This window comes from Microbacterium sp. A94 (genome assembly GCF_051842855.1).
Taxonomy (GTDB): domain Bacteria; phylum Actinomycetota; class Actinomycetes; order Actinomycetales; family Microbacteriaceae; genus Microbacterium.
In genome coordinates, this window is sequence record NZ_JBPXMU010000005.1 from 1 (window position 1) to 13,683 (window position 13,683).

15 protein-coding genes are annotated in these 13,683 nt (G+C 63.3%); 9 read left to right on the forward strand and 6 right to left on the reverse strand.

Annotation, left to right across the window (positions count from 1 at the left end; all coding sequences use genetic code 11):
* The first annotated feature begins 580 nt into the window (after window positions 1-580).
* Entirely contained in the window at window positions 581-1,126 is a 546-nt protein-coding gene (locus ACSU1L_RS12980) for a hypothetical protein (RefSeq protein WP_439256082.1), read from the forward strand.
* A gap of 210 nt (window positions 1,127-1,336) precedes the next feature.
* Here the strand turns inward: ACSU1L_RS12980 and ACSU1L_RS12985 are convergent, their stop codons facing one another.
* The 4 genes from ACSU1L_RS12985 to ACSU1L_RS13000 form a co-directional block, all read right to left on the reverse strand.
* A complete protein-coding gene (locus ACSU1L_RS12985; protein WP_438253689.1) occupies window positions 1,337-2,407 on the reverse strand; it encodes an alkene reductase in 1,071 nt (356 codons plus the stop codon).
* Between the two features lie 719 nt (window positions 2,408-3,126).
* On the reverse strand, window positions 3,127-3,348 hold the full coding sequence (locus ACSU1L_RS12990; protein WP_439256083.1) for a sortase domain-containing protein: 222 nt from the start codon (window positions 3,346-3,348) through the stop codon (window positions 3,127-3,129).
* A 174-nt stretch (window positions 3,349-3,522) separates the two neighbouring features.
* Complete coding sequence (locus tag ACSU1L_RS12995; RefSeq protein ID WP_439256084.1) at window positions 3,523-4,029, reverse strand: GNAT family N-acetyltransferase; 507 nt, start codon at window positions 4,027-4,029, stop codon at window positions 3,523-3,525.
* A 255-nt stretch (window positions 4,030-4,284) separates the two neighbouring features.
* Window positions 4,285-5,055, reverse strand: coding sequence for a helix-turn-helix domain-containing protein (locus ACSU1L_RS13000; protein ID WP_439256085.1), 771 nt, complete (start codon window positions 5,053-5,055; stop codon window positions 4,285-4,287).
* 89 nt (window positions 5,056-5,144) lie between these two features.
* On the opposite strand from ACSU1L_RS13000, the gene ACSU1L_RS13005 reads away from it, so the two are divergent.
* The 5 genes from ACSU1L_RS13005 (at window position 5,145) to ACSU1L_RS13025 (ending at window position 8,838) form a co-directional block, all read left to right on the forward strand.
* Window positions 5,145-5,651 (forward strand): VOC family protein, encoded by a 507-nt coding sequence (locus ACSU1L_RS13005; protein WP_438253245.1) that lies wholly within the window; start codon window positions 5,145-5,147, stop codon window positions 5,649-5,651.
* 52 nt (window positions 5,652-5,703) lie between these two features.
* Entirely contained in the window at window positions 5,704-6,666 is a 963-nt protein-coding gene (locus ACSU1L_RS13010) for an ATP-binding cassette domain-containing protein (RefSeq protein ID WP_438253244.1), read from the forward strand.
* Window positions 6,663-7,544: a hypothetical protein gene (locus tag ACSU1L_RS13015; protein WP_438253243.1), complete on the forward strand. Its 882-nt coding sequence runs from the start codon at window positions 6,663-6,665 to the stop codon at window positions 7,542-7,544. Before ACSU1L_RS13010 ends, ACSU1L_RS13015 begins: the two co-directional genes overlap by 4 nt.
* 257 nt (window positions 7,545-7,801) lie before the next feature.
* The gene (locus ACSU1L_RS13020; protein WP_438253242.1) at window positions 7,802-8,413 is read left to right on the forward strand and encodes a LysE family translocator; all 612 of its coding nucleotides are present in this window, start codon (window positions 7,802-7,804) and stop codon (window positions 8,411-8,413) included.
* A 215-nt stretch (window positions 8,414-8,628) separates the two neighbouring features.
* Complete coding sequence (locus ACSU1L_RS13025; RefSeq protein WP_438253241.1) at window positions 8,629-8,838, forward strand: hypothetical protein; 210 nt, start codon at window positions 8,629-8,631, stop codon at window positions 8,836-8,838.
* A 155-nt stretch (window positions 8,839-8,993) separates the two neighbouring features.
* On the opposite strand, the gene ACSU1L_RS13030 is transcribed toward ACSU1L_RS13025, so the two are convergent.
* Complete coding sequence (locus ACSU1L_RS13030) at window positions 8,994-9,893, reverse strand: DMT family transporter (RefSeq protein ID WP_438253240.1); 900 nt, start codon at window positions 9,891-9,893, stop codon at window positions 8,994-8,996.
* A 45-nt stretch (window positions 9,894-9,938) separates the two neighbouring features.
* On the opposite strand from ACSU1L_RS13030, the gene ACSU1L_RS13035 reads away from it, so the two are divergent.
* The 3 genes from ACSU1L_RS13035 to ACSU1L_RS13045 all read left to right on the forward strand — a co-directional run bounded on the left by ACSU1L_RS13035 (window position 9,939) and on the right by ACSU1L_RS13045 (window position 11,746).
* Window positions 9,939-10,418 carry a MarR family winged helix-turn-helix transcriptional regulator gene (locus tag ACSU1L_RS13035; RefSeq protein WP_439256086.1) on the forward strand — a complete coding sequence of 160 codons (480 nt, stop codon included), beginning with the start codon at window positions 9,939-9,941 and terminating at the stop codon, window positions 10,416-10,418.
* A gap of 71 nt (window positions 10,419-10,489) precedes the next feature.
* A complete protein-coding gene (locus tag ACSU1L_RS13040; protein ID WP_438253238.1) occupies window positions 10,490-10,984 on the forward strand; it encodes a VOC family protein in 495 nt (164 codons plus the stop codon).
* Window positions 10,985-11,020: 36 nt separating this feature from the next.
* Complete coding sequence (locus ACSU1L_RS13045) at window positions 11,021-11,746, forward strand: MerR family transcriptional regulator (RefSeq protein WP_439256238.1); 726 nt, start codon at window positions 11,021-11,023, stop codon at window positions 11,744-11,746.
* A gap of 51 nt (window positions 11,747-11,797) precedes the next feature.
* On the opposite strand, the gene ACSU1L_RS13050 is transcribed toward ACSU1L_RS13045, so the two are convergent.
* Complete coding sequence (locus tag ACSU1L_RS13050; protein WP_439256087.1) at window positions 11,798-13,663, reverse strand: FAD-dependent monooxygenase; 1,866 nt, start codon at window positions 13,661-13,663, stop codon at window positions 11,798-11,800.
* Between the last annotated feature and the right edge of the window lie 20 nt (window positions 13,664-13,683).

Below are 13,683 nucleotides of genomic sequence, written 5' to 3' on the forward strand. Positions count from 1 at the left end.
ACGCCGCGACCACCACCCCGTATCTCCAGGGTCCGCTGAACCAGCCATCCCGACAAGGCACCAGACGCGCAAGCATCTGCGCGTCCTCAAGAAAACGCGCCGCAGGCGCGCGGGACCGCTCATAACCTCGGTGTCTCAGAACCCATGCGATACGAGACATGTCGGTGCACGTGTTTGGAGCGCTCGTGCACTCGTCGAGAGCGCACCTGCGTAGACGCTCTGGACGTCGGCGTGGGGGAATGGCATCGTGGACGGATGCGAACGTCTGAACGCGGAATTAAGATTGCCTGGGGCGGATTGATCTTCGCAAGCATCTTTGCCATTGTCTGTTTGGCGTTGCTCCTTCTCGGTGCAGTCGGGGGTGGTGTCTGGTTCACCTTCGCTGCCATGGTCTTGCTCGCTTTGTCTCACGCGACCACCCTCCTTCGGGATCGTCGTCAGCGACTGCGCGACTGACTGCCGCTTCGAGCACGCATGTCGCACTGATCACTCTCGTTGGTGGTCATCGTTCCCCGCTTCTTCGAGCAGATCCCGATAGATCCGCCAGTACGTGAGCGGAACCGACATGTATCGTGCTGCCATGGACGAAATGACGGACGCGACCTTGGTACCCAGTCCGGAATCGGTTATCGCGTTGATCGAACTGGTAACAACGTTGGGGTGGCCGGACAGGGATGCTGATCAGGGCAGCTACTTTCGTCAGCTGGGCTTCCATCAGGGAGAAGGGCAAGAAGGCTTTCACCGGGGATACGGGGGCGAGCTCGTCAGTACTGGCTTGCCCGTCCTTCATGCCTCTTGGGCGTCACACAAAGGTGAGCTGTTTTCGATAAATTTCTTCCTGTACGAGGGAATCAATGGCCAGGACAAGAGTGCGGCCCTCGGATACCGCTCCATCTTCTCCCGGCTTCGATCTGTGTATGGTCCACCCGCCGACATCACTGCCAGCGAATTCGACGAGGCATCTTCGGTCTGGGAAATCAACGGAACCACGATCGAGATGTATTGCTTCACTCGGCCCTCGCCTGTGCTGCAGCTCGGATTCAGCCATAAATCGCGGAACGCTGCCTTCGAAGCAAGTCTGACGAGTTTGAACCTTCCCCTGCCCGGTGCCCGGGACCGCTCATAACCCATGGGATGCGAGACGCTGGCTGTGATTCGGCTGACGTCACGGTCCACGCGTCGTCGAGGACTCCAGCGAAATCCTCGTCGTATGAACCCGCGGACCACGCCGTGGCGCTAGGACAGACCTCGGGCGTAACTCCGTCTGGCCTCCTGGCTGCGCATTCAGACTGCCTATGCTGGCACCGTAACCGTGTGGCTTCTGAGCGAGAATGTTTCAGTTAGTCACTGACATGTCAGACATCGTGGGGTAGTCGGTGTAGCCGACGGCGGGGTCTTTAGCACTGTCCGGGTAGAACGTCGAGGGAATCGGCGTGTTCAGAGCAGCGCCCACGGCGATACGCTCTGCGAGGTCTGGAGTGGCGATGTAGTCACGGCCGAATGCCACCGCGTCAGCACTCCCGCTCTCGATGTGGCGCGCGCCATCGTCGGCGGTCATCTCCTCGTTAGTGATCACCGGCCCGTCGAACAGTCGGCGAAGATCACCCACGAGGCTGTCCGAGCCTTCGGTCTCGCGGACGAACAGGAAGGCGATCCGGCGCTTTCCCAGTTCCTCAGCGACGTAACCGAACAGAGCACGGGGATCGCTGTCACCCATATCGTGCTCTTCACCGCGCGGACGCAAATGCACACCCACGCGATCCGGCCCCCAGACCTCCTTCACAGCATCGGTGATCTCCAGCAGGAACCGGGCGCGGTTCTCGACCGTGCCCCCGTACCTGTCGGAGCGGTGGTTCGTGCTGTCCTGCAGAAACTGGTCGATCAAATACCCGTTGGCCGCGTGGATCTCCACACCGTCGAAGCCGGCGCGCTTAGCGTTGTCCGCCCCGCGGCGGAAATCCTCAACGATGCCGGGGATCTCTCTGAGCTCAAGTGCGCGAGGCTGAGTGTACGCCCGCTTGGGACGCAAGCGACTAACCCGTCCCGCCGCGGCAACAGCGCTAGGAGCAACGGGGAGTTCGCCGCCTAGGAGTTCCGGATCAGAGATCCGCCCAACGTGCCACAGCTGGAGGACTATGCGCCCACCGGCCGCATGCACCGCCTGCGTGACCTTCTGCCACCCGGCGACCTGCTCGTCGTTCCAGATACCCGGCGTGCCGTAGTAGCCGACTGCCTGCGGGCTGACGGAGGTCGCTTCACTGATAATCAGACCCGCTCCGGCTCGCTGCGTGTAGTACTCGGCCGTGAGGTCGTCGGGGACACGCTGGTCACCGGCCCGCGCCCGGGTCAGGGGTGCCATTACGATCCGGTTAGGGATCGTAATGGAGCCAAGATCGAGCGGACTCATCAGTAGGGACACGCGGGTACTCCTTCACTCACGGCATGCATCAGACAGCACAGGACACTCTCAACCCGATCAGCAGACGACTCACGGCGAGCACCCCCAGAACCCAACCGGAAGAGGGGCGCGCGTATTCCACCAACGGGGTCAAGGTCACAGCCTCAGGCCGCAGTCCGCCGGTGGATCTCCGCCGCGCATGACCACGAACGAAGCGCCTAGAAGCGCCAGCCAAACCAGCAGACCGAAAACCCCAAAGGCAACCCCGATCCCGCTCTCCGACTCATCCCAGTAGATCCTCTTGAAGAAGCCACCTGACCAACCGAGGCCGGTCAGATTTAACCACCCTGCGCCGAACACCCCGCCTACCGTCGCCACGGCCCATAGCAGGATCCCGGTTATCTGACGCATGCAGCAGAGATGATCTGATCAGCGGCATCGTTGTGCGGCCGCGGATTTCGGAGCGAAGGGCCACCACATCTTGGTAAGCGTGGGCGATAGCTCTCGTGATTGAAGGCAAATTCCGGGCAGCCTGCTCGCAATCCAAACGATCGTCCCGGCGATGGTGACGGCAGCGACTAGTCCGGCAATGTGGCCGACAAGCGAGCCGATACCGCGTTCTGGGAGAAGGAATCCATAGGGCACCCAGCCATCTGTCACACCGCGAACAAGAACAACCGCGAGCCACACAGTCGGATACGGCAAGAGCAACCAGAGCCAGCGCCAACTCAGATGCGCTCGGCGAGCGAGCCCAATGGAGAACACGCAGTGAGGGTGATGTAACGATCATCGGTCTGCATCTCGGGCATTTGGGGTACATCGAGGAGTACGCCGATTTCGCTGGGTTTGACGTACTCAAGGTTGGGGAAGCGGTAGGTGTACCAGCCGTCTGGAGTCTCGACAACGATCGCGTCATTCAACTTCAACTGGTCGATATACCTGAATGGCATGCACACCCGCCGTCAGCAGCAATTCTCCGAGCACGCTGGCGAACGTCGCACGAGGGTGTCTATGACTGCGCTGACGTCTTGTCTCGGACACAGCACGCAGCGAGCCCGATCCGCAATGCAGTGCTGTTGCGTTCGACGTACGGCTAACGGGACGGGCCAAACGCAAGCAAATGACTACCCGGCATCAATCGACTCGTGGAGTCGCAGAAGCATGGTCAGTGACCCGCCCACCTCGTCCACCTTCCGGAAGCCCACGCGCTCGTACAGGTGCCTCGCGTAGTTGTCCGGCTCCACGCTCAGGCTTAACGCCGTCAGCCCTTGCTCGCGTGCGGCATCAATTAGCGCGTCGAGCAAGCGGAATCCGATCCCGCGTCCCCGCCAGGCCCGCACGACACCCATCGATAGCTCGGGTGTGGCGGCGTCCACGAAGCCGTAGCCACGGTCACTCTCGGACAACAATCGAACCCAGGCGGCTCCTATGGGCTGCTGTTCGTCCAGCGCGATGACACCAAGATCATCCGGGCGTTGCCAGCCCGTGATGTAGTGCGCGAGCTCCGGCTGGCTCAGAGCCTGTGCGACGCTGCCGTTCGGCCCGTCAGGTCGCCAGAAGGCCGCTGCAACGAGTATCTCGGCGAGAAAGGGGCCATCCGAAGCATCAGCACGGCGAATGATTAGAGACACCACACCATTGTGGCTGCTCACCGATCCATTGCGGACACCCCGAGCGGCCCCGCAAGGGTTCCGGTCAACGGAACGGTTTGTCTGGTCGGCTTGGGACCTGCGCAAATTTGCGGCCCTCTTCGGGGATGCGGGATGGCAGCACGTGGCGGGCTCGCGCGAGAGCGGCGCCCAGCACTTGGCATCGTTCTCGGGCGGTGCCAATGCCGGCATCTTCTCGGACCGGGCGTCGAAGGCCCAGCGCTATGTCATCCTCTCTCATTGCGAACGACTAGCGGTGCGATACTCCGATGCGGTCAGTCCAAGCACCGCGCGGAAGTCGTTTGCGAGGTGCGCCTGATCGGCGTAGCCGAGCTCGGCGGCGACATTCGCGAGCGACGCGTCGGCGTCATCGCGCATGCGCTGCGCCGCCTCCTGCAGCCGTCGGCGGCGAATGACAGCGGCCGGCGATACTCCCACGGTCCGGTGGGCGAGCCGCTGGAGGGTGCGTACTGAGACGTGCAGCCGCTCGGCCGCGTCTTCCACGCGCAGCATGGCGGCATCCGTCATGAGCAGATCTGCCATCTCGTTCGCAAGGCGGGATTCGTGGGTCGGCGGTCCCACCCGATCGACGAGCCAGGCCGCCATAGCGGCGACCGCGGCGTCGGCGTCGGGCATCGCGGCTGCGACGAGGCAGTGAACCTCGGGCGCATCGAGCGTCGTGAACGTGTCGACGAGCGTGCTGGGCGTGTCATAGAGCCGCGCGAATGCCGCTGGTCGCAGCAGGGCACCCACAGCCCACCCGCTTCCGCGGAGAACGCGTTCCGACACCCGCGTGGTGGCGCCCCACAGCGTCACACCGGTCGGCTCGACGACCAGATTCGCGGCGGGGTACGAGAGGATCGGCTGGCGCGACTCGACTCCTGCGGGCAGGTTCCACTGCGGGATCCAGAACCACGCCACGAGATCGGATGCCGCATCCGGTGGCGGCATCCGCGTGAACCGTGGAAGTCGATCCCGGTACAGCACCCCGCGGGTCGGGTCGGTCACGCACTCCAGTGTAGAACGTGGGGCCGACATCGCGCGGGTTGTCGCGAATCTCCAAGCCGCAGGCGCCCTTCACCCCACACGATGGGGTCATGACAACGACCAACCGCACCGGGGTGACCGGTGCCCACACCATTGACGGCCGCCCAAATGTCGCGACGACGCTCACCCCGTTCCTCGCGATCGCCGGGGCAAAGGTGGCTCTGGACTTCTACCGTGACGTCTTCGGAGCTCGGGTGACTGATATTACCGAGTTCGACGGGCTCGTCGTGCACGCCGGCCTCGACTTCGGACTGGGGCTGCTGCAGATCGGAGAGCCGAGTCCGGCCTACGGGACCGTGCGCGCGCCGGAGGGTGATGAGAACTGCTACTCGATCGGGATCTACGTTTCCGACGTCGACGCAGTCACCGCCCGCGCTGTGGCGGCCGGTGCCGCTGTGCGCGAGGAGCCGTCGACGTTCGTGTCGGGCGATCGGTTCGCCAGCATCCGAGATCCGTTCGGCGTCCGCTGGTCGGTGATGACACGCGTCGAGGACCTCTCCGAAGAGGAGAGTGCCGCGCACATCGCCGAGTGGGCGGCGTCGGTCGCCGCGGAGTGACGCGGGCGAGTCGACCGGCTTGTATATGTTGAAGCTCTGGAAAGGAGACAACATGAACCCTTGGGCGATCGAAGCAGATGCGATCACCAAGACCTACCCGCGCGGGATCCGGGCCGTTGACGGCGTGACACTGCGGGTGCGCCCCGGCGAGGTCTACGGTCTGGTCGGACCGAACGGCGCGGGAAAGACGACGCTCCTGCGGATGCTCACCGGGCTAGTATCCCCCACAAGCGGGAGCTTCCGAGTCCACGGCAGCACACTCGGTTCGCTCATCGAAGGACCGGCGTTTTACCCGTCGATGTCGGGGCACAGCAACCTCACCCTGCTCTGCGAGTACTGGGGGATGCCGCGCTCCGATGCCGACCATGCACTCGACCGGGTCGGGCTGAACACGTCGGATCGGCACCGCCCCTACCGGCAGTACTCGCTCGGCATGAAGCAGCGGCTCGGCGTCGCGGCCACACTGCTGGGTGACCCCCGCATCGTCGTGCTCGACGAGCCGACCAATGGCCTGGATCCGGAGTCGATCGTGGGTATGCGTCAGATCGTGCAGGAGTTGCGTGCAGACGGATGCGCGGTGATGCTGTCTAGCCACCTGCTCAGCGAGGTCGAGCTCGTCGCTGATCGGGTCGGTGTGCTTGCGGAGGGCCGACTGATCGCGGAGGGAGATGTGGACGACTTGAGGCGTCGACTTTCCGGGGGACGCTGGGTCAAGGTCGAGGTGGACTCACCCGACCGCGCTGTGGCCGTCGCCGAAGAGCTCGGGCTGACCTCATCCGAGGAGACGGCGATGCGCATCCAGGTTCGGCTCGACGACCGGGTCGAGCCCCACCTACTGAACAAGGCGTTGGTCGCCGCGGGTGTGGAGGTCAGTGCGCTCGTCGAGGTTCGGGAGTCGCTGGAGACAGCGTTCCTCGGACTCATCTCCGAACCGACCCGGGGCGAACTCGCTGAACAGGCTGGGCCCGACGCCCGCATCCAGACTCAGACCCAGTCCGCGAGGAGTCGGTCATGACCACAGGGCCTGTCACGCTCGTCGCAGTACCCCCGCGAGCGCCCCACTTCGGCAGCGCGCTTCGCGGTGAAGTCGTACTCACCGGGCGCCGCGTGGCGGTGTGGGTGTCGCTGGGCGTGTGGGCGGCATGCATTGTGGTGTTCGCCTACCTGGCGAGCTACCTCACCACGGTGGGTGCCGAGTGGTATACCGCCCAGCAACAGGAGCAGATCCTGCAGACGATGCTTCCGCGGGGTACCGCCTACTACCCGCTGGCATCTTTGCCGCTGTATGGTGCGCCCCAGTTCGCGATTCTCGGCGCGGTCCTGGGCGCTTCGGACTACGCACGTGGCACGATCCGCACGATCGTGTCCCGATTCCCGCGCCGTGCATCGCTTCTGGTGGCGCGACTGGTCAACGTGGCGCTCATCGCGGCGCTGGCCGCGGCCGTGACGTTGCTGACCAGCGTGCTCAGCAGCGTCGGAGTCGCCGTCGTCGCCGATCGCGGCATGGAGTTTCCGCCCGTCGGCGATCTCATCGTCGCGTTGCTTATGGTCTGGCTCACAGCCACCGCGTTCATCGCGCTGGGCTTCGCGATCGGCAGTCTCACCCGAAGCGTTCTGGCAGCCGTGGCGATCGCGGTCGGTTGGGTGCTGGGCGTGGAATCCCTGGCGATCGGCCTACTCGCGCCGGTCGTGCCTTTCTTGGAAACCGTGCAAGGGCTGTTGCCGGTCGGGGCAACGTCATCGCTGGCCGCCGGTCTCGTTCCGGACGGACAAATGGTCGCGGGCGTCACGGCGGTGACCACGCCAGGCGCCGCCATCGCGGTGCTCATCGGCTGGACCGTGATCGCCGGCGCCACCAGCTGGATCCTTTTCGCGCGCCGCGACCTCGGCTGACGTGTCATGTTCCGCCGGATCCCATAATGGCCCCGCATGCCGGGGGACTATCCCCGGCCAAGAGGATGGCTGACCCGGTGTCGTCGGGGAACGCGGGCGTCGAAGCGATCGGCGATTTGACGCCGCCGTTGACCTTGAGAGGAGGCTCACAATGGTAATTTCGCCGATCATCCTGCGTGGCTGTCATACATCGCCTCCCCATTCGCTCTGGCGCTGGTCGTCGTGGCCGCCACACTCAACGACTGAACGGACGATTGATGAGCATTGCATTCCTGCTGACCACGCTCGTGGTGGTCGCCACCCCCGGCACCGGTGCCGTGTACTCCATCGCCGCAGGCCTCTCCCGCGGCACCAAGGCCGGCATCGTCGCCGCGTTCGGCTGCACCCTCGGTGTCATCCCGCACATGGTCGCCGCAATCACCGGGCTCGCCACGATCCTGAACGCTTCCGCGATCGCGTTCCAAACCATCAAATGGCTCGGTGTGGCCTACCTGCTCTACCTGGCCTGGCAGACCCTTCGCGACAAGTCAATGATCGACGTCGACGCCTCCACCACTCCGGTATCGTTCTGGCGGGTCATCCGCACCGCGGTGCTCATCAACCTCCTCAACCCCAAACTGACGATCTTCTTCTTCGCATTCCTGCCCCAGTTCGTCCCCGCGCGCGCGGCCAACGGCACCTGGCACATGGTGTGGCTCAGCCTCGTATTCATGACCCTGACGTTCATCGTGTTCGCCCTGTACGGGGTGTTCGCGGCCACGATGCGCACCCACGTCATCACCCGTCCGAAGGTCATGGCGTGGTTGCGCCGCACCTTCGCCGCAACCTACGTCCTGCTCGCTGGCCGCCTCGCCCTCGAAACCCGATAGCCCGCCACGATCCAGCTACGGCCCGAAGCCGCTCGACGAATCCCCCCGGCTCGCCGTCACCACCACGGCGGCACCATTTCTCGAACGGGCATCCGCCCTGCTCGCGCAACGTCGGCCTCGTTCGGACTCCCCTCCCCGACGGCCGTACTGACAGAGTTCTGTCAGTACGGACACGGTCCTGTCATCATCGATGACCGTATGGAATGCTGACTGGGATGGCAGGCGCAGCAGAGGGGTTCGAGTTCACCGTCGTTGGTCCCCAGGTGGAGATCCGTCACCACGGGCGACACGCGGCAACGCTCCGCAACGCTGCCGCGCGAAAGTTCCTCGCCGACGTTGAGCGCCGTGACCCCCAGCAACTGATGGCACGAGTAACCGGGAACTACAAGCACGGCAACGAGCGATCCAATCACCATCGCCCGTAGTCAGCGCGTGCTGCCCACGAAAGGGATGCGAGATGGTCGTCACGCTCGCGATCGGCATCGATCGTCGAATGAGCTCACAGCCTCGGCTATCTCGCATCCATCACGCTCCGCACTTGACCCGTTTTTCATATCTCAGCTTCGCTGCGCAAAGACGATCAGGGACTTTTCCCGACGAGTTCTTCGTGCGGGACGGGACGGTTCGACTTCTTGGTGATGATCACGGAAGCGATCGACCCCAACACGAGAAATATTCCGAGCGCCTGCAGCGGAGTGAAGCTCTCCCCGGCTACTGCCCATCCAAGCGTTATGGCCATTACCGGGCTGAGCAGACCGAGGAATGCAGTGGTGCTCGCGGGAAGCCTGGAGATGCCTCGAAACCACATGACATATGCAAATGCAGTACCCACAAGGGAAAGGTAGACGTAACCACCCAGGTTTGACGGCGTTAGCGCGACGTTGGGGAGCCCCTCGGCCAAGACCATGACCCCGAGGAGAGTGAGTCCGCCAGTAACTAGCTGCCATGCGGTCGTTGTCAACGGTGGCGCGGGCTGCCCCCACCTCTTAGAAAGCACGATCCCTGTGGCCATGGAGAGCGTGCCGCCGAGGGCGGCCAGGACACCAATAACATCAAGGCGAGCTTGAGCTTGGAGCGTAATCATGCCAACTCCGAAAACGCCAATGAGGCCCGCCGTTATGACGCGGGCTGTCAACCGTTCGTGGAGAAGTCTGCTGGCCAGAACCGCGACGACAAGCGGTTGGATACCACCAACGATCGCGGCAACGCCACCAGGCAATCGGTACGCCGCGATGAAGAGCAACGCGAAGAACGCCCCGATATTGAGAACCCCGAGCACCCAGGACTTCCACCACCATGCGCCCCTCGGCAACTCGCGACAGACGGCCAGGAGCAACAGGCCAGCGGGAAGTGCGCGCAGCGTTGCTGCAAGTAGCGGGCGACCCTCGGGCAGAAACATGGTTGTCGTCAGGTAAGTAGTCCCCCACAGGATTGGCGCAAGGGCAGTGGTCAAGACCAGGAAACCTCGATTGCTAAGCACTTAGCTAGTGTAGCTAAGCGCTTAGCAAAAGCCTAGGCTCAACTTATGACAGATCAGGTAGAGCGCATTCTTGAACAGTGGCGAACGGAAAAGCCCGAGCTCGATGCCTCACCGATGGCCGTCATTGGCCGCTTGAGCCGCGCGGCTCTGGCTATCGAATCCCGACTGGCCGACACCTTCGCCCAACACGGCCTAGATGCGTCGTCCTTCGATGTGCTGGCCACGCTGCTGCGCAACGGCCCCCCTTACAGGCTTACCCCGGCAGAACTCGCGCGGGAATCAATGATCTCCACGAGCGCGGTAGCGCAGCGATTGAACAAGCTGGAGGCCCGCGGGCTCGTGGCGCGCGAGGCAAACCCAGACGACGGCCGCGGCACGCTCGTTGCACTTACCGACTCGGGGAAGGAAGTGATCGAGAAGGCGCTGCCGGACCATATTAGAACCGAACGAGCCATCCTGTCGTCGCTGAGCAGACAAGAGCAAACCACCTTGGCACTGCTTCTGAGCCGAATCGGCAATGCATAAGATTCCCACACTGCATCGGTTCGCCCATCCGGCTTGACTCTGCCGTAACGTCAACTGGAATGGTTGTGAATATGACAGAGAAAACAGGACCGATCATCGACCGTTCGATCTACCCCATGCCCATGTTCATCAACCTCGTAGTCAGCGACCTTGCTGCGGCGGAAGCACTATACGCCCAAGCGGGGTTCGTGACTCTCGCGACGATCCCCGGGCCCGGCGGCATCCCCTCGCTGGTTCACCTGCGACGCGAGAAGTATCAGGACATCTTGATGACACAAGGCGCTCCGGGAGGCGGCACAACGTCGGCGTCATTTGCTGCCGGTGACGTCGACCTAGACAGAGTTGCCGACAGCCTGCGAACGGCGGGTGCTGGGGTCTCCGGTCCGCTCAACACACCCTGGTTCACGACAGATGTGTCTTTCTCTGACGCAGATGGCAACACCGTGACCCTGACCGCGCCACGCGCGGCCGATCAGGCTCAGGCGCAGGTTTGGGCGAGTGATCAGATTTCCGGCGACTTCGACCTTCCCGACGGCTTTTCGTTCGGCTCAACGCCCCGGCAATAGGAGGGAATAGCTGTGCAGGAATGGCCGATCAAGGAAGTGGCCCGGGCAACTGGGCTCACCAGCCGAACCCTTCGACACTATGAGCAGATCGGCTTGCTCCACCCTTCACGGGTGGCGAGCAACGGCTATCGGTTCTACGGCGAAGCAGAGCTGTCTCGGCTGTACAGGATCCTCTCTCTGCGGGCACTCGAATTGCCGCTTGCCACGATCCAAATCGCCCTCGACGACGACAAGTCGCTCGCTGAGACGATCCAATCGCACCTCGCGCTCCTCGAAGAGCGCAGAGAACGAACCAACCAACAGATCACCGTCGTGAGGCAGACATTGAACGCGGTACAGAAAGGCCAACATATGAGCATCGAAGAGGTGTTTGCTGGCGTCGATCAGAGCCAGTACGAAACCGAAGTACGACAGCGCTGGGGCGATGACGCCTGGGAACGCAGTGCGAAGCGCCGCGACCAGATGACGGACGAAGCGCGTCGGGCTGACGATGAACGCAGCTTGGACGTGAACGCTGCGCTTCGCGAGGCGGCCGAGTCGAACGTGGACCCGACGTCGGATGTATTTCAGACTTTGGTCGGAGGCCACTACAAATGGGTCACGGAGTACTGGAACGGGCGAAAGCCCGACAGGGACGCGTACACCGGACTTTCTCACCTCTACGTCACTGACCCACGGTTCGCCGCTACCTACGGCGGTCAGGCCAACGCTGAACTCATCCGCACGGCAATCCAATCCTGGATCGAGACGAACCTCCCGTAGAGCCATCAGGCCCGGGAGCGATGCACCAAGCAGCGCGTCGCGGCAGCACGTTCAGGCTGGCAAGAACACACCATCAAAGAAGGCGCCGAGCTCCGATGTGGCTTCCAGCGGCAGCACGGCCGCGACGTACTGGTCGGGCCGCACGACCACCACAGCGCCGTCCCGCGCGAGCTCGCGCTCGACGAAGATGTCGGTGTCCGTCCACACGTTGGGTGTGGCGGCGTAGACCTTCTCCCAATCCGTAAGACCCAGCGGTCCCGTCTTCGGTAGGAACAAGTCCGGTGCCTCCAGCAGCGCGACATCCTCGAATGCCTCCTGATAGACGACCTTGGCATCGATGACGGCATCCTCATCAGCATCCGCCGAAGTCACCCGAGCGATCATCGGCGAGACCGCCGTTGCCCATTCCCGAAGGCGCACACCGCCCGCATCCGCGAACGCATAAACACGCCAGCGACCATCCGCCCTCGCATGGTGACCAAGATGCACGACGTTGCCGTCACACACCCGCACGACCTCGGCGGATTTGAACCGCTTCCCGATCGGGAACCCCGCCGCGAGCGCCTGATGGGCGGAACCGCCCGTGATCGCCGACGGCGGGTACTGCGTCATGAATCCCGAAGGGAACTCGGCGGTGGCGAGGTAGTAGTTCGCCAGCTCCTGCGGGTCGGAAATCTCCTCAGGTTTGCGTGCCATCAGACTTGACCACTCGCGGTCGAAATCGATCAGCTGCTGCGCAACCGGCTGCCGCTCTGCCGAATACGTCGCCAGGAGCGACTCGGGGCTGCGACCGGTGAGCACCGATCCGAGCTTCCAGCCCAGGTTGAATCCGTCCTGCATCGAAACGTTCATGCCTTGGCCAGCTTTCGCGCTGTGCGTGTGACAGGCATCTCCGGTCAAGAACACACGCGGAGCACGCGTGTCATCCAGAGCATCATCGAAACCGTCCGTGACGCGGTGGCCGACCTCGTAGACACTTGACCAGGCGACCTCCTTCACGTCGAGCGTGTACGGATGCAGAACCTCATTGGCCTTCTCGATGATCTGGTCAATCGGCGTCTGGCGCACCCGGTGGTTGTCGTCGGTCGCGACCGCGCCGAGGTCGACATACACACGGCTGAGATATCCACCCTCGCGGGGAATGTGCAGAATGTTCCCGGCCTTCGCGTTGATCGCGCATTTCGTACGCCAATCGGGGAAATCGGTGTTCACGAGCACATCCATGACTCCCCAGGCATGGGCTGAGAATTCGCCCACATGCTGACGTCCGATCGCCTCACGCACACCGCTTCGCGCCCCGTCGCATCCGACGACGTACTTCGCACGGATCGTGCGTTCCTCACCCGCGCGCTCCCCCGCCGTGTGCCGAATTCGCACCGCGACCGGATACTCACCTTCGCCATCGCGGGAAAGATCGAGGAACTCGATGCCGTAGTCGGGGATGATCCGGCCGGGCGCGAAGGCTGCCGCCTCGGCGAAGTAATCAAGCACGCGTGCTTGGTTGACGATCAGATGCGGGAACTCACTGATCTTCAGTCCATAATCCTCCGTACGCGTGGTGCGGATGATGTTGTCGGGGTTGTCCGGGTCCGGCCCCCAGAAGTTCATATAGGCGATGTTGTATGCCTCGGCAGTGATCCGTTCGGCGAATCCGAAGGCTTGGAAAGTCTCGACGCTGCGCGGCTGGATGCCATCGGCCTGGCCGAGCACGAGACGACCGTCGCGGCGCTCGATGATCCGTGTCGTGACATCGGGAAACTGCGACATCTGCGCAGCCAGCAGCATGCCGGCGGGTCCAGAGCCGACGATCAGCACATCCGTCTCATCCGGCAGGTCGATTGGGCGTTCGACACCCCAGCCCGCAGCCGGGACGACCCGTGGGTTCTCAGAAACGTAACCGTGGTGATGAAACTGCATCTTGATGCTCCTTGGTGACG